The 14589-nt window shown below is 73.2% G+C and carries 17 protein-coding genes and 1 tRNA gene; 11 read left to right on the forward strand and 7 right to left on the reverse strand.

All coding sequences use genetic code 11. From position 1 onward, the window contains the following. Nucleotides 1–158: 158 nt before the first annotated feature. Genes ABD352_RS03795 through ABD352_RS03825 form a run of 7 tightly spaced genes read left to right on the forward strand, consistent with a single transcriptional unit; the run spans nucleotide 159 to nucleotide 5508 of the window. Nucleotides 159–695 (forward strand): RNA polymerase sigma factor, encoded by a 537-nt coding sequence (locus ABD352_RS03795; RefSeq protein WP_344610771.1) that lies wholly within the window; start codon nucleotides 159–161, stop codon nucleotides 693–695. Then, entirely contained in the window at nucleotides 695–1672 is a 978-nt protein-coding gene (locus ABD352_RS03800; RefSeq protein ID WP_344610772.1) for a CU044_5270 family protein, read from the forward strand. Before ABD352_RS03795 ends, ABD352_RS03800 begins: the two co-directional genes overlap by 1 nt. After that, complete coding sequence (locus ABD352_RS03805; RefSeq protein ID WP_344610773.1) at nucleotides 1669–2259, forward strand: hypothetical protein; 591 nt, start codon at nucleotides 1669–1671, stop codon at nucleotides 2257–2259. Before ABD352_RS03800 ends, ABD352_RS03805 begins: the two co-directional genes overlap by 4 nt. After that, nucleotides 2256–3368: a peptidoglycan-binding protein gene (locus ABD352_RS03810; RefSeq protein WP_344610774.1), complete on the forward strand. Its 1113-nt coding sequence runs from the start codon at nucleotides 2256–2258 to the stop codon at nucleotides 3366–3368. Before ABD352_RS03805 ends, ABD352_RS03810 begins: the two co-directional genes overlap by 4 nt. After that, entirely contained in the window at nucleotides 3365–4024 is a 660-nt protein-coding gene (locus tag ABD352_RS03815; RefSeq protein WP_344610775.1) for an ABC transporter ATP-binding protein, read from the forward strand. The genes ABD352_RS03810 and ABD352_RS03815 overlap by 4 nt, the downstream gene beginning before the upstream one ends. Next, nucleotides 4021–5205, forward strand: coding sequence for an ABC transporter permease (locus tag ABD352_RS03820; RefSeq protein ID WP_344610776.1), 1185 nt, complete (start codon nucleotides 4021–4023; stop codon nucleotides 5203–5205). The genes ABD352_RS03815 and ABD352_RS03820 overlap by 4 nt, the downstream gene beginning before the upstream one ends. 30 nt (nucleotides 5206–5235) lie before the next feature. Continuing rightward, the gene (locus tag ABD352_RS03825) at nucleotides 5236–5508 is read left to right on the forward strand and encodes a hypothetical protein (RefSeq protein ID WP_344610777.1); all 273 of its coding nucleotides are present in this window, start codon (nucleotides 5236–5238) and stop codon (nucleotides 5506–5508) included. On the opposite strand, the gene ABD352_RS03830 is transcribed toward ABD352_RS03825, so the two are convergent. The 3 genes from ABD352_RS03830 to ABD352_RS03845 form a co-directional block, all read right to left on the reverse strand. Beyond that, nucleotides 5495–6754 carry a hypothetical protein gene (locus tag ABD352_RS03830; protein WP_344610778.1) on the reverse strand — a complete coding sequence of 420 codons (1260 nt, stop codon included), beginning with the start codon at nucleotides 6752–6754 and terminating at the stop codon, nucleotides 5495–5497. The two genes, ABD352_RS03825 and ABD352_RS03830, sit on opposite strands and share 14 nt — an antisense overlap. Then, nucleotides 6747–6905 (reverse strand): hypothetical protein, encoded by a 159-nt coding sequence (locus ABD352_RS03835; protein WP_344610779.1) that lies wholly within the window; start codon nucleotides 6903–6905, stop codon nucleotides 6747–6749. Before ABD352_RS03835 ends, ABD352_RS03830 begins: the two co-directional genes overlap by 8 nt. 320 nt (nucleotides 6906–7225) lie before the next feature. Further along, nucleotides 7226–7300, reverse strand: a tRNA-Lys gene (locus tag ABD352_RS03845). A 77-nt stretch (nucleotides 7301–7377) separates the two neighbouring features. On the opposite strand from ABD352_RS03845, the gene ABD352_RS03850 reads away from it, so the two are divergent. From ABD352_RS03850 to ABD352_RS03860, 3 genes are read left to right on the forward strand one after another with little or no spacing between them, the layout of a single operon-like run. Then, nucleotides 7378–7611, forward strand: a complete 234-nt coding sequence (locus tag ABD352_RS03850) for a hypothetical protein (protein WP_344610780.1) — start codon at nucleotides 7378–7380, stop codon at nucleotides 7609–7611. Between the two features lie 38 nt (nucleotides 7612–7649). Next, nucleotides 7650–8228, forward strand: a complete 579-nt coding sequence (locus ABD352_RS03855) for an RNA polymerase sigma factor (protein ID WP_344610781.1) — start codon at nucleotides 7650–7652, stop codon at nucleotides 8226–8228. After that, nucleotides 8228–8977, forward strand: coding sequence for a hypothetical protein (locus ABD352_RS03860; RefSeq protein ID WP_344610782.1), 750 nt, complete (start codon nucleotides 8228–8230; stop codon nucleotides 8975–8977). The genes ABD352_RS03855 and ABD352_RS03860 overlap by 1 nt, the downstream gene beginning before the upstream one ends. A gap of 74 nt (nucleotides 8978–9051) precedes the next feature. Here the strand turns inward: ABD352_RS03860 and ABD352_RS03865 are convergent, their stop codons facing one another. From ABD352_RS03865 to ABD352_RS03880, 4 genes are all read right to left on the reverse strand, one after another. After that, complete coding sequence (locus tag ABD352_RS03865) at nucleotides 9052–9666, reverse strand: DUF4232 domain-containing protein (protein ID WP_344610783.1); 615 nt, start codon at nucleotides 9664–9666, stop codon at nucleotides 9052–9054. Between the two features lie 89 nt (nucleotides 9667–9755). Then, on the reverse strand, nucleotides 9756–10523 hold the full coding sequence (locus tag ABD352_RS03870) for a DUF4232 domain-containing protein (RefSeq protein WP_344610784.1): 768 nt from the start codon (nucleotides 10521–10523) through the stop codon (nucleotides 9756–9758). Then, nucleotides 10516–11079 carry an RNA polymerase sigma factor gene (locus tag ABD352_RS03875; RefSeq protein WP_344610964.1) on the reverse strand — a complete coding sequence of 188 codons (564 nt, stop codon included), beginning with the start codon at nucleotides 11077–11079 and terminating at the stop codon, nucleotides 10516–10518. Before ABD352_RS03875 ends, ABD352_RS03870 begins: the two co-directional genes overlap by 8 nt. 37 nt (nucleotides 11080–11116) lie before the next feature. Beyond that, on the reverse strand, nucleotides 11117–11698 hold the full coding sequence (locus ABD352_RS03880; protein ID WP_344610785.1) for a DUF3995 domain-containing protein: 582 nt from the start codon (nucleotides 11696–11698) through the stop codon (nucleotides 11117–11119). Nucleotides 11699–11872: 174 nt separating this feature from the next. Between ABD352_RS03880 and ABD352_RS03885 the strand changes: the two genes are divergently transcribed. Next, nucleotides 11873–14589 (forward strand): AfsR/SARP family transcriptional regulator (locus ABD352_RS03885; protein ID WP_344610786.1); only part of this gene is annotated, 2717 nt, incomplete at its 3' end.

Genomic DNA, 14589 nt, shown 5'->3' on the forward strand with positions numbered 1-14589 from the left:
CGGTCCGGAGGCCGGCCGCTCTCAATCGTGCCAGCACCCAGGATGCGCCGCCCCAGTGTGGGCGTCGGCGGTCGCCAAAAAAATACCGTGAACCCGGGCCGGGGGAAGTGGAAATACCTATCGTGATCCGGGAGGCAATGGGCGTCGACGCTGAGTCGATGCGCGCTGCCCGTACGGACCCGGACCGGTTCGCGGATCTGTACGACCGCTACGCAGAGCAGCTCTACCACTACGCGTACCAGCGAGTGGGCGCGCAGACCGCCGAGGACGTCGTCGCCGACACGTTCCTCGCCGCGTTCGCGCAGCGCGACTCCTACGACCCGGAGCGGCTCGACGCCCGGCCGTGGCTGTTCGGCATCCTCACCCGCAAGCTGGCCCGGCACTTCCGGGCGGAGAAGACGCACTACCGCGCGCTGTTGCGGACCGTGGCGGAGTCCGCCGTCGACGGGCACGCCGATCGCGTCGCGGCACGCGTCGCCGCGTCCGCCGTCCGCGCCCCGCTCGTCGCCGCGCTCGGCAAGCTCTCCACCGGCGACCGTGACGTGCTGCTGCTCATCGCCTGGTGCGACTTCAGCTATGACGAGGTGGCCACCGCGCTCGACATCCCGCTGGGCACCGTGCGGTCCCGGCTCAACCGCGCCCGGCGCAAGGTCCGCGCCGTGCTGGGCGACATCGACCCCACCGGGGAGGCGTGATGGACCCCGACCTGCGAATCGTGCGGGAACTCGGCGATCAGCTCGCGCCGCCGACCGGGGCGCTGCCGGCCGGCCTGCGGCGCCGGGTGCTGTCCGAGCCCGTCCGGGCGCCGCGGCCACGGAGCTGGGTCAGGTCGCGCATCTGGCAGACGGCGCTGGTCGGCGTCGCGGCGGCCGCGGCCGTTGCGGCCATCACCGGCCCCGTGGTGATCACCAGCTCCGGCGACGGCCGGCCGCCGCCGGCGACGGTGGACGTGGTACGGCTCGCGTCGGAGCGGGCGGCGGCCGTTCCGGCGGCGACCGCTTGGCCGGACCAGTTCATCTATACCGAGTCGGTGGTGCTCTACCTGACCGTCGACGGGCGGTCGACGCGGCCGGCCGACGAAGGACCGCTCCTCGTGCGCGAATGGCGGTCCGTCGACGGTACCCGCGACGGCCTGGTGCGCGAGCGCCCGCGCGACCAGCCGGCGGCCGCCTGGCGCGACGCGACGGTCGCCGGATGCCGCGACGGCTACCAGAGCACGGCCGTGCCGGAGTGGCGTGTGCCGTGCATGCCCGACCTGGGCTCCGACGGCAGCCTGCCGGTCGACGTCGACGCGATGCTCGCCTACCTGCGCCGGTCGGGCACCAGTGACGACCAGGCTTTCGACAACGCCGCCCGCGTGCTCTACGTCAGCCAGCACGCGTCGGCCGTGCAGGCGGCGGTGGTCGCGGCGCTCGGGCGGATCCCGGGCGTCATGGTGCGGCCCGGCGTCGTCGACGCGGCCGGGCGTTCGGGTGTCGCGCTCGCCTACCGGAGCCGCGATGCCGAGACCGAGCTGGTCTTCGATGCCTCCACCTACGCCTATCTCGGCGTGAACCGGATGATCCTCCGGCTCACGACACCCAACCAAGCCACCGAGCCGGCCTCGCGCATCCTGATCCGCCAGGCCGTCGAGCACGTGGCGATCGTCGACTCAGTCGGGAGTGTGCGATGAGACGCGCTGTCATCGTCGTGGTTGCGTTCTTCGGCCTCGCGGCGTGCTCGTCGTCCCCACCGACACCCGAGGTGGCCAGCGCGCGACAACCCTCGGCCTCCGCGGCGGCGGGCCCGTCGGCGGCAGCCAGGGAGACCGACTACGACAAGGCGCTGCGCTACACGCGCTGCCTCACCGAGAACGGGGCTGAGACGCCCGACCCGGTCGAGGGGGAGCCGCTCGTCAGCGCCTACGTCATCGCGCCCAGGACCTCCGTCGAGGGAGAGCCGCTCGTCAAGACCTACGTCGTCACGCCCAGGACCTCCGTCGAGACGATGGTGGCGCGCATCGAGGCGCACGAAAAGTGCAAGCAGTTCCTGCCGGCGACCTGGCCGGTCAAGATGGACCAGGCTCAGATCAAGCGGTCCCGTCCCTACTTCGACTGCATGCGCAGCCACGGGATCGACGAGCCGATACCCGACGAGAACGGCATGGTCCAGGGCCGGACCGACCCCTCCTACAGGTCGACGCCGGAGTACGAGGACGCGGTGGCAAAGTGCCGGCACCTGTACGACGACCCGGCCAACGACCTTCCCGAGAACCGATGAGGCGGTGGCTCGTCGCGGTCGCCGCATCCGGCGTCGCGGTGCTGGTCGCGGCCGGTGCGGTGGCCTACGCGTGGCCGTCGGGCCCGGCCGCCGGACCCGGGCCGGAGGCCGAGACGACCACGATCACCCGCACGACGCTGGTCGACGTGACCGTGGTCAACGGCAAGCTCGGCTACGGCCCGGAGCAGGAGCTGATCAGCCGCCTGACGGGCACGGTGACGGCGCTGCCGGAAGTGGGCACGACGATCGAGCGTGGTGCGGGTACCGTCCGGATCAACGACCGGCCGGTAGTGCTCCTCTACGGCACGCTGCCCGCCTACCGTGACCTCACCCCGCCGACCACCTCGGACCGTAGGTCGGACAGTGACCAGTCGGCGGCAGCGAGCCCAACCGGTTCGGCGGCGCCCGTCGGCGGAACCGTCGGAGCCGACGTCAGGCAGTTCGAGACCAACCTGAAAGCGCTGGGCTACACCGGGTTCACCGTCGACGACGAATACACCGCGTCGACCGCCTCGGCGGTCAAGCGCTGGCAGCGCGATCTCGGCCTGCCGGAGACCGGGACCGTCGAGCTGGGCCGGGTCCTCTACACGCCCGGCCCGATCCGGGTCGCATCACACGTCGTCAGGGCCGGTCAGGTCGCCGAGGGCCCGCTCCTCACCTTCACCGAGACCACCCGGCTCGTCACCGCGTCACTGCCGGCGCGCAGCGCGAGCCTGGCGGCGGTGAAGACGAAGGTGACCGTCGAGCTGCCCGGCGGGTCGACGGCGCCCGGGACGGTCCAGTCGGTGCGGACACCCGACGCCGCGTCCGCCGCGTCCGCCGCGGAGCCCACCGTCGAGGTCGTGGTCGCCGCCGACGACCCCAAGGCGTTCGCGGCACCCGGCGACGGCGCGGTCCGCGTCCGGTTCGTCGCGTCCACCCGTAAAGACGTGCTCGCCGTGCCGGTCGGCGCCCTGCTCGCGCTCGCCGAGGGCGGCTACGGTCTGCAGGTCGTCGAGGGCTCCACGACCCGGATCGTCGCCGTGACCACGGGGCTGTTCGCCGACGGCCGCGTCGAGGTGAGCGGGCCCGACATCCGCGAGGACATGACCGTGGGGATGGCCCGGTGACCGTCGTGGAGCTCAGGGGGGTCACGAAGACGTACCAGGGGAACGTCACGGCCGTGCGCGGTGCCGACCTGACCGTCGGCCGCGGCGAGCTCGCCGCGATCGTGGGTCCCTCCGGCTCGGGAAAATCCACATTGCTCAATCTGATCGGCACGCTCGACCGGCCGACCGAGGGCCGCGTCATCGTCGCGGGGCGCGACATCGCGACGCTCGGCGACCGCGCACTGTCGGCGCTGCGGGCGGCGTCGATCGGGTTCGTGTTCCAGCAGTTCCATCTCGCGGCCGGGGTCAGCGCGCTCGACAACGTCGCCGACGGGCTGCTGTACGCGGGCGTGCGGCGCACGGAGCGCCGCGCGCTGGCCGCCGCGGCGCTGGCGCGGGTCGGGCTCGCGCACCGGGCACACCACCGGCCGCACGAGCTCTCCGGCGGCGAGCGTCAGCGGGTGGCGATCGCCCGCGCGGTCGTGGGCGAGCCGGATCTACTGCTCGCCGACGAGCCGACCGGCAACCTCGACAGCGCCGCCGGAGCCTCCGTCATGGACCTGCTGCGTACGCTCAACGCCGGCGGTACCACCGTGATCGTCATCACCCACGACGGCGCGATCGCCGACACGCTCCCCCGCCGCATCCGGGTCCACGACGGCATGGTCACCGGATGAGCCGGCCGGGGCGCCGTCTCGCGGTCGGTGACGTGCTCCGGCTCGGCGCCGTCGGCCTGCGATCCCGGCCACTGCGGGCCGTGCTGTCGGCCCTGGGCATCGCGATCGGGATCGCCGCGATGCTCGCCGTGGTCGGCATCTCCGGCTCGGGCCGGGCCGACCTGCGACAGACCCTCGACGCGCTGGGCACCAACCTGTTGAGGGTGACCCCCGGCGAGAAAGCGGTGCTGCCCGACGGCGCCGTCGGCATGATCGAGCGGATCGGGCCGGTAACCAACGCGGCCGCGCTCCGCAAGCTGCCCGACGACGTGCACGTCTATCGCAACGACCGGGTACCGCCGCGGCAGACCAACGGCATCGTCCCGTTCGCCGCCGACCTCGACCTGACCGAGACGATCGGCGCGACCATGGCGGGCGGCGTCTGGCTCAACCCGGCCGCCGCCGACTTCCCGGCGGTGGTGCTCGGCGCCGAGTCCGCCCGGCGGCTCGGGATCACCACGCCCGACCCTCGGGCGGTGGTGTACATCGGCCACAAGGGGTTCACGGTCGTCGGCATCCTGGCGCCGGTCACGCTGCTGCCCGAGCTCGACAGCACCGCCCTGATCGGCACGAACGCCGCACGGACATACCTCGGCGCCGAAGACCACCCGACGACGATTTACCTGCGTACCGTCGACTCGCAGGTCACAGCCGTCCGCGACGTGCTGGCGGCGACCGCCAACCCGGAGGCGCCGTACGAGGTCGCGGTGTCCCGACCCTCCGACGCGCTGGCAGCCAAGCTCGCCACCGAACGCGCCTTCAACGGCCTGCTGCTCGGCCTCGGGGCGGTCGCGCTGCTCGTCGGCGGTGTCGGGGTGGCCAACACGATGGTGATCACCGTCCTCGAACGGCGCGCGGAGATCGGCCTGCGCCGGTCGCTCGGCGCCACTCGCGGCCAGATCCGCCTGCAGTTCCTCACCGAGGCGGCCCTGCTCTCGACGCTCGGCGGGTTGACCGGCGTGGTGCTCGGCGCGCTGGTCACCGCCTCCTACGCCATCAGCCAGAGCTGGCCGGTCGCGCTGCCCGCCTGGGCGCTGCTGGCCGGCGTCGGCGCCACGGTCGTCGTGGGTGCGGTGGCGGGTCTCTATCCGGCTGTCCGCGCCGCCCGCCTCTCGCCGACCGAAGCCCTGACAGCGACGTAGGGCCCCCGGAAACGGGGTCGGCGTCTCGCCGTGTTCCTGCGCGACGTATCGACCGCCGTCACCGTGCGGAAGCAGATCAAGAAGCGGCGCAACGAGTACGGCGACCACGGCGCCGATCCGCAACACTCGGCGTCCGCCGCCGGGCGCGCACCGCCGTCACGCCTCGCCCATCGTGTCGACTTCTGCCGCCGTCAAGATCTGCGCCAGCAGCCGATACCGTCCAGGATGTTGGCCGTCCGGGTCGCCGGGCGCCGCCGTCGTGCCGACGGCGGCGTCGGGAAGCGGCGCGTCAGTCGAAGGTGACCTTGATCTTGCTCGAGGCGTCGAGGCCGACGTGACCCTTCGGCTGGATGGTGATGTCGCCGGACTTGCCGTCGAACTTGCGGCCGTCCGACAGCGTCCAGATGACGGACCAGTGCACGACGGTGTCACTGCCGGTGAAGCGCAATTCGCCGCCCGCCCCGGACGCATACGCAAAGGTGGGCAGCTTGGTGATCGTCAGCGTGGCCCCGGAGGTGGCGACCATCCTCCCCGGCGTCATCCTCATACCCTCGAGCGCCTCGAGCGGAAGGTCCCCGATCATGTCGATCGATGCGAACGTCCCGGGAAGGGCCGGACAGGATGTGGGCGTGCCCGGGGTACCGAAGACGGCCACGAACTGCGGGGAGGCGGCGCCGAAGCAGGTCTGCAGCGCGGTGTTGATCGCCGCGTCGGCCTTGGGCCTGGCGTCCGCCGACATGGTGGGCGCCGGCAGCGTGATCACGGCGACGTCGTCCGCCGCCGGCACTACCGTGACGGACCGGCCGTCGAACAGTTCGTTCGCGGGGGTGGTGACGGCGTACGCCCCCGGGAACGCCGGTCCGTTCTTGGCCGGGTCGACCGCGACGCCGTTCACCTTGACCTTGAGCTTCTCCGCGTCCGACAGGTTCGTGAAGGACAGCTTGACAAGCGGATTTTCCAGTTGGTACTGCCGTCCGCGGCGCTGCGCGTCGAGGGTCTGCGTCACCGTCGCGCCGTTCGCCTGGTACTGCACCGTGATGGTGGCCCTGCCCCCGGACTGGGCGACGTGGATCACCTTCATGTGCTGGGGCCGCGACGCCGGGTCGACCAGGGCGGCGTCGCTGAGCAACAGGTCCGCGGTGGGCAGCTCCGCGGCGATCGAGCTCTTGTCGACGTCGCGCAGGGCCCCGAAGGCGTCGCCCGCGGCCAGGCGGGCGAAGTAGTCCTCCGCCACGCCGCGCGGGTCGGGGTGCAGCAGCCACCAGGCGGCCCCGCCGCCGGTCACGATGCTTCCGAGCAGCACGGCCGCGGCGATCAGTGCGAGGCGCCCCCGCCCGCGGGACGGGACCGGCTCGCCGCCCGGCTCGTCGTCATCGTCGTCATCCGAGGCGGCCGGCTCCTCGGCGGAGCCCGGGGCGGCCCGCTCTGCGGGGGCGAACGCCTCCTCGTCCGCGGCCGATGCGGCCGGCTCCTGGCCCGCGGCCGGCTTCTCTTTTTCCTGTATCGCGACCGGCTCGTCGATCGAGGCCGGTTCAGCAGCGTCAGTCACGGCGGGAAACAATAGGTGACCCGCCCGCTGCGCGCTGCCCGCACACGCCACCTGCCGCGACGCGCAGTTCCCCCATCTCCGGCATGGCGCGGCCAGCCTCGCCCGCACCGCGGGTGCTGATCTCAAGACCGTCCAGGACCAGCTCGGCCACGCCAGCATCGTGCTCACCGCCGACACCTACACCAGCGTGCTCCCCGCCACTCAGCACAAAGCCGCCGAGGCCACTGCCCGGCTCGTGCTCACCACCGCCAGAGAGGTGCGGGACAAGATCCGCCGCCGCAACCGGCCGACCAACCCGCCCCGACCTCCGCAGAAGTCCACCACCGTTCCGGCCAGGCCCAGCCCGAAACCGCAGGTCAAACCCGCTGTAGACGGTGGTAGGCGGCCGAAACGACGCAAGCGGCAACGAGCAGCCAACAAGCAGCCACGGTCCACATCGGAGCGCTAGGCAAGATGAAACCGCAGGTCAAGTGGTGGGCCGCCAGGGACTCGAACCCTGAACCTACGGATTAAAAGTCCGCAGCTCTGCCATTGAGCTAGCAGCCCGCGTTGACAGGGTACCTGCGTGTCGGCCGTCGTTCCACGCGATACTCCGCGCGCGGCGTTTCACCAGCCGGTCACCGGTGAAGGCCATACGGCTTGATGTCGCCTGGGCGAGCGCATCGCAGTCACGAGTAACCGAGCGGCTGTGTGGTCGGCTGGCCGTGGTCGACCCGGCCACGGTGTTCGACCTCGCCGCCGACGGCTGCCGGGTCCTGACCACCCGGGCCGAGCTGCAGGACCCCGCCACCCGGTCGCCGCCGCATTGGCCGGTCTGGCAGCGCGGCCCCGGTCGCCTTGGCACAGCAAGCCGGTGAAACCCGCGGTGAGGATGCGGACACTACGGAATGTGGCGGTGAGCGAGCAGGACGAGGCGCTGCTGTGGCGGCGTGCATGCGGCGGTGACGCGCAGGCGTTCGCCGCCGTGTTCGACCTGCACCGCGACCGCGTCTACGGGCAGGCCGTCCGACTGCTCGACACCCGCAGCGACGCCGAGAACGTCACCGCCTCGACGTTTCTCGAACTGTGGCGTCGCCGGGCCGTGGTGCGGCTGGTCAACGGCTCGGTGCTGCCCTGGCTGCTGGTGACCACGGCGAACCTGGCCCGCAACGCGGCCCGAGCTCGCCGCCGCTACCGCGACTTCCTGGCCCGGCTACCCCACGAGCCGGCCGCGTCGGACGCCGCCGACGTGGCCCTGGCCGGCCGGGACGTAGGCGTGGACCCCCGGCTCCGGCAGGCCCTGCGCAGCCTGCCTGAGCGAGACATGGCCTTGCTGATCCTGGTGGCCTACGAGGACTGCGCGGTGGCCGACGCCGCCGCGCTGCTGGGGATGACGCTGGCTGCGGCCAAGACGCGGCTGCACCGCGCTCGACACCGCATCCGCGAGCAGCTTCCGGACTTCCCTGCGGCCCTCGACCGGACCGGAGCCCTGTGATGACCGTGCAGATGGACGACTGCTACGCGAGCGCGCTGCGCGCTGCGTTGATCGAACACGTCGAGGCCACCTCCGCGCGGCGCCGGCGGACCGGGCTGCGCGTGGTCGCCGGCGCTGGCGCCGTCGTGCTGCTGCTCGGCGGAGGCGTCGCCGCCGCGGACGCCGGGTGGCTCTCCCTGCCCGGCGGCGACGTCGTCACCACCGAAGCCCCCACCGTGACAGTCACCCGCACCGGATCGGCCACCGTGGAGCTCGGCGCGGCGCCGAAGGGCACCACCGACGTCATGCTGAAGCTGACCTGCCTCACCGCCGGCACCTTCACGTTCGAAGACGGGGCATCCCTGGTCTGCTCGGCGGCCGACGCCGGAGCCGGCCATGTGGCCACCTACAAGCTCGCCCTCGCTCCCGGCCAGCACTCCACGTCGATCACCACCGCCGACGGCGCACGGTGGACCCTCAGCGCCACGTACGCCCACGTCGCCGTCAGCGAGTGGGGCAAGAACGCTGACGGCCTGACCTACGGCGTGGTCAACGAGCGCGGCACCCCTGACCTGGTCGCCGTCATCGCAACCAACGGCCGCCGCGGCTACGCCTACAACCGCGACCTCAACCCGCCCGGCCCCACGACCCTGCAAACCGGCGCGGAACCGCCGCGGACGGTCCCGGTCTACACCTCCGATGGCCACACCCGTATCGGCGTGTTCGTCATCGGCGGCCCGGCTGCTGGACCAAGCAGCCCCGGCGGGTGACACCAGACCCCCACGCCGCGACGCTGCCGCCGCCGAGGACCGGAGGCGGCAGCGTCGTGAGGGGCGGGCTCACGTCACTCGCTGAGCCCGGCCACGATCGGCGCTACAAAGCCCACGTCGACGCCCTTGGCCGAGCATGCGCGCTCGGCGAAGGGCACGAACACCGCAGCCGTCTCGTCGGGCGGGTACACCCGCAGCCCGGCGATGGCGACGGCGTGGCAGTTGGGCTCGAACGCTTCGGGGTGCCCCTCCTGGATCACCGCGTGGGAGGACGCCTGCGGTGCCAGCACGACGCGGGTCGGTGTCGTGGCCCCCATGTGGTCGAGCGGGTCGTTGACCTGGGGCCCCTCCGGCCCGGCCAGCCGGGCGACGCCGGGGTAGCCGTACAGCGAGCAGGTCCGGGCGGACACGTTGGTGAACACCAGCCAGGCGTATGTGCTGCCGGCCGCCCCACCGCCGGGTGCGCCCTGCACGGAAATCTTCAGCTCGCTGGTCCGGCACGGCGCGGCCTCTGCTTGCGAACCGCTCGGCACGGTCGAGCCCGGCGGCGAGGACGACGTCGTGGTGACCGGCGCGGACGACGCCGGCAACGGTGTCGTGGACGGCTGCCCGCTCGCTTCCCCGGCCGGGTCGCAGCCCGCGACGAGGAGCAGGGGTACGAGTACCAGAGCGGCGATTCTGCGTTGCATCGGAGTGTTCCTTCCGTCGATGTCGATGCGATCGCCTGCTATGACGCGGGAAACGGCTCCTGGTTGACGAGTGTCGGGTTACCGATCGCTCATGGATCGAGCCCGGCCGTGACCGGCGAGACTGCGCCCACGTTGATGCCCTTCGCCGAACAGGCCGTGGCCGGCCACGGCACGAACACCGCGGCCGTCTCATCCGGCGGGTACACCCGGAACCCGGCCACGCTCACCGCATGGCAGTCGGGCTCGAACGCACCGGGGTGGCCGTGCCGTACCACCGCGTGGGCCACCCCCTGGGGCGCGAGGACGATCCGGGCCGGTTTGAGCTCCGTCATTCGCGCGGTGGGGTCGTTGACCTGTTGACCCGACGCCGCGGTCACCCACGACACACCCGGGAAGCCGTACAGCGAGCAAGGGCGGGTGGAGACGTTCGTGAACACCAGCCACGTGTACTCGCTGCCGGCCGCCCCACCGCCGGGTGCGCCCTGCGCGGAGATCTTCAGGTCGCTGGTGTGGCATCGCGTGGACGGCACCGATGGGTCCGTGGTCGGGGTGGACGGCGACCCGGCCGAGTCCGGTGCCTGCGGCGAGGCCGGATCGGGTGACGCCGGCGCGTCATGCGACGGCGACGCGGAGGCGCCCGGCGGAAGCACCGGGCCCGGTCCGGCGACAATCCGGTACGCGAGGCCGGTGACGCCGGTGATCCCCACCACCACGGCGGCGGCGGCGACGGCCACCCGCCCGATGCGACGGCGGCGGGCGGTACGGGTGATCCGTTCATAGGCGCCCGGCGCGGGGCCCAGCGGCTCGACTTGGTGCCGCTCCAGCCAGCCCTCGAACCGATCGTCGGGTTCAGTCATCACTGCCATCCAGCTCTGCTCGAATCCGCGCTCTGGCCTGGTACAGGTCCGACTTCACCGTGCCCTCCGGGCGCCCGATGATCGCCGAGACCTCCCTGACCGAGAAGCCGGCAAGGTAGTGCAGCAGCAACGCGACGCGCTGGTGCTCCGGCAGCGGCGCGAGCATCACCCGCAGGTCGCCGCCATGGCTGGGCCGCCCATCCGCATCGTCACGCTGATCGGCCGCCGCCAGGGCGAACGCCCGGCGCTCCCGCAGCGCGCGCCGCCAGTGATCGCGCAGGAGATTCACCGCGACCTTGTAGAGGTAGGCGTGCGGGTCGTACGAGTCGGACCAGCGCGACAACAGCCGGGTGAACGCCTCGGCGGCGATGTCGTGCGCGGTCTCGTCGTCGTCGACCTGCCGGCGTACCCAACCCGCCAGGCGGTCATAGTTGGCCTCGAAGAAGTCGCGCCGCGCGTCTTCGTGCACCACCGACCGGCCCGCCTCCCGCAGCCCCCGCCCCACCGTCACGGACGTAGGACGCCCGATCGACCCGCATCGGTTGATGCCGATCACCAAGATCTTTTCCGGGTACGGTGCCGGCGCGCGAGGGTCAGCCGATGATCAGCCTGCCGATGACTCCGGTGGCGGAGAGCAGGCCGACGACCGTCAGCGCGCCGGTCGCCGCCAGGGCGCTGCCGATCCACGCTCGCCGCGGCCGCCCCGGCCCCAGCGCGATCCAGGCGAGGGCGGCGAAGCCGAGTCCCTCCAGCAGGAACCAGGGCTCGTTGAAGAACAGGTCCTGCAGGTCGGCGGTGCGGGTGTCGATCGAGGCCCACGCTGACTCGGGATAGCGAATGTCGAGCAGCCCGGCCAGGCTGAGCACCCGCTGTGCGGCATCGATGACAGCATGCATGACGCAGCCGACGGCGATCACCCAGCACACGGCGTGCAGAACGGGTCGCACCCGCGGCCGCGACCACAGCGGCAGCATCGCGATCGGCAGCACCGCCGCGACGAGCAGAATGATCGTCGCGACCATGTTGATCATTCTGAAATCGCTCGGATTCGCCGGCCGCCCGGGCAGCAACGCGGTGCCGCCGAACGCGTAGTACGCCCGGTAAAGCGTGTAGCAGAACCCCCAGCCGGCGACCACGACACTGGCCCGCGCCAGGGTGCGCGCGGCACTGTCCACTATCGACCTCCCGATCGGCAACCGCGACACCGACTCGCACGCCATCGTAACCAGAGTCGATCATGGCGTTGGGAGGCCGGGCGCTCCGGCTCCCCCCGTTGCGAGCCGGAGCGCCTCGCCGCGACAAGGATCACTGTTGCCCCGGCCGGAAACCTTGCTGAATGCTTAATGGCGATGTATCCACCGCTCGTGATCCGGCTGCTGGGCGCCGTGGAGGCCCGCGTCGACGGGCAGCCGGCCGGCATCGGCCACCCCAGGCAGCGCGCCGTCCTGGCGGTGCTCGCCGTCGACGCCGGCTCGCCAGTCACCGTCGAGGACCTGATCGACCGGGTCTGGGACGAGCCGCCCGACCGGGTCCGCCAGTCGGTGTACGTCTACGTCGCCCGGCTGCGTCACGTGATGCCGATCGCCAAGCGGTCCCGTGCGTACCTGCTCGACGTCGACCCCGACGCCGTGGACCTGCACCGCTTCCGCCGGCTGGCCGCCACCGACCCGCGCGCGGCGCTGGACCTGTGGCAAGGCAGACCGCTCGCCGACGTCGAGGGCTCTTGGGCCGCCGCGCAGCGCGCCCGCTGGGCGGAGGAGCGCCGGGACGCCACCGTCGCCTGGGCCGACGCCGAGCTGCTGGCCGGACGTGCCGCCGGGGTGATCGGGCCGCTGGGTGACACCGTCGCCGATCATCCGCGCGCCGAGCCGCCCGTCGAGCGTCTCATGCGGGCGCTGCGGGACGAGCGGCGCTACGCCGAGGCCCTCCACGTGTACGCCGATCTGCGCGAGCGGCTCGCCGACGCGCTCGGCGCCGACCCCGGACCGTCGCTGCAGGCGCTGCACCGCTCGCTGCTGCGCGGCGAGGAGCCAGACCCGGCGGCGGTACGGCCACGGCCCGCGCCGACGTTCACCGTGCCCGCGCAGATGCCGCTGGACGTGCGCGGGTTCGCCGGCCGCGGCGCGGCGATCGCCGAGCTGGACGCACTCGCCGCCACCACGGAGCGGGGGAGCGTCGCCGTCGTCATCTCGGCGCTGTCGGGGACCGCCGGGGTCGGCAAGACCGCCCTTGCCGTGCACTGGGCCCACCGGGCCGCACACCGGTTTCCCGACGGGCAGCTGTACGTCAACCTGCGCGGCTTCGGCCCGCCCGGCGCGGGATTCGGCGCGGGTGAGGCCTTGCGGGTGCTGCTCGACGGGCTCGGGGTGCCCGCCGACCGGGTGCCGTCCGGGCTGGACGCGCAGGCCGCGCTGTACCGCAGCGCCATCGCCGGCCGCCGCATGATCGTCGTGCTCGACAACGCCCGCGACGCCGCGCACGTGCGGCCCCTGCTGCCGGGCGCGCCCGGCTGCCTGGTCGTCATCACCAGCCGCGACAGCCTCGGCGGCCTGGTCGCCGGCGAGGGCGCCGTGCCGCTTCCGCTGGACCTGCTCGACCGGCAGGAGGCCCGGGACCTGCTCGCCGGGCGGCTCGGCGCGCAGCGGGTGGCCCGCGAGCCCGACGCGGTCGAGGAGATCATCGACCGGTGCGCCCGCCTGCCGCTGGCCCTGGCGATCGCCGCCGCCCGCGCGGCCGTCGACCCGCGCCGGGCTCTCGCCGACGTCGCCCGCGAGCTGGCCGGCGCGGAGCAGCAGCTCGACCCGTTCGCCGGCGCCGACGTGGTGACCGACGCGCGGGCGGTGTTCTCGTGGTCGTACCGCATGCTGCGCCCGCCGCTGGCGCGGATGTTCCGGCTGCTCGGCCTGCAGCCCGGCGACGACGTCGGCGCGCCGGTCGCCGCGAGTCTTGCCGGCGTCACCCCCGAGCGCGCCGCCCGGATGCTCGCCGAGCTCGCCGACGCCCACCTGGCCACGGAGGCGCGGCCCGGCCGGTACGGCCAGCACGACCTGCTGCGCGCCTTCGCCCGCGAACTGGCGGCCGGCGACCCGGAGGCGCCCGCGGCGGTGCGCCGGCTCGCCGACCACTACCTGCACACGTCGGCCACCCTCGCGGGGCGGCTCGACCCGTTCCGCGTCACGGTGCCGCTGCCGCCGCCCGCGCACGGCGTGCGGGCCGAGACGCTCGAGGGCGGCGGCGCCGAGGAGGCGCTGGGGTGGTTCGCCGCGGAGTACTCCGCGCTCATGGCCATCGTGCGTACCACCGCCGGCTCCGACGACCCGGGCCTCGCCGTGCACCCGGCCCGGCTGGCCCGCAACCTCGTCGAGTATCAGCAGCGCACCGGCCGCTGGAGCGACCTGCTCGCCGCGCACGAGACCGCCGCGCGGGCGGCGCACCGCCACGCCGACCGGCTCGGCGAGGCCGTGGCCCAGCACGGCATCGCCCGCGCGAACGCGTTCCTCGGCGACGTCGACGCCGCGGCCACCGCCGGCCTGCGCGCCGCCGACCTCTACCGCGACGCCGGCCTGCCGGTCGCCGAGGCCGACGCCCGGCGCAGCGTGGCCGTCGCGTACTCGCGGGCGAACCGGCTGCCGGAGGCGCTCGAGCACGCCCGGCGGCTGGTCGAGCTGTACGAGCGCCACGGCGAGCCGTCCGACCGCGCGCAGGGCCTCAACACGCTCGGGTACACGCTGGTGCAGCTCGGCCGGGCCGACGAGGCCCTCGATCCGCTCACCCGGGCCCTGGAGCTGCAGCGCGGTACCGGCGACGAGCACGGCGCCGCCTTCACCCTCGACAGCCTCGGCCTGGCCTGCGCGCGGCTGGGCCGGCCGGACGAGGCGGCCGGGCACTACCGCCGGTCGCTGGAGCTGTTCGAGCGGGCCGGCGACCGGTACGGCCAGGTGTACCCGCTGTGCGGCCTCGGCGACGTCGTCGCCGCCCTGGGCGATCGCTCGGGCGCGCGGGAGCTGTACGAGCGCGCCCTGCTGATCAACCGGGAGGTCGACGGCGACCCCCTCACGACCGACCT

Source organism: Dactylosporangium salmoneum (assembly GCF_039532525.1).
GTDB lineage: Bacteria > Actinomycetota > Actinomycetes > Mycobacteriales > Micromonosporaceae > Dactylosporangium > Dactylosporangium salmoneum.

Excerpts from the sequence above, each read along its gene's own strand:
- ABD352_RS03795 (WP_344610771.1), top strand. The coding sequence starts at position 159 with ATGCGCGCTGCCCGTACGGACCCGGACCGGTTCGCGGATCTGTACGAC.
- ABD352_RS03865 (WP_344610783.1), bottom strand. The coding sequence starts at position 9,666 with ATGCAACGCAGAATCGCCGCTCTGGTACTCGTACCCCTGCTCCTCGTC.
- ABD352_RS03870 (WP_344610784.1), bottom strand. The coding sequence starts at position 10,523 with ATGACTGAACCCGACGATCGGTTCGAGGGCTGGCTGGAGCGGCACCAA.
- ABD352_RS03820 (WP_344610776.1), top strand. The coding sequence starts at position 4,021 with ATGAGCCGGCCGGGGCGCCGTCTCGCGGTCGGTGACGTGCTCCGGCTC.
- ABD352_RS03860 (WP_344610782.1), top strand. The coding sequence starts at position 8,228 with ATGACCGTGCAGATGGACGACTGCTACGCGAGCGCGCTGCGCGCTGCG.
- ABD352_RS03800 (WP_344610772.1), top strand. The coding sequence starts at position 695 with ATGGACCCCGACCTGCGAATCGTGCGGGAACTCGGCGATCAGCTCGCG.
- ABD352_RS03805 (WP_344610773.1), top strand. The coding sequence starts at position 1,669 with ATGAGACGCGCTGTCATCGTCGTGGTTGCGTTCTTCGGCCTCGCGGCG.
- ABD352_RS03810 (WP_344610774.1), top strand. The coding sequence starts at position 2,256 with ATGAGGCGGTGGCTCGTCGCGGTCGCCGCATCCGGCGTCGCGGTGCTG.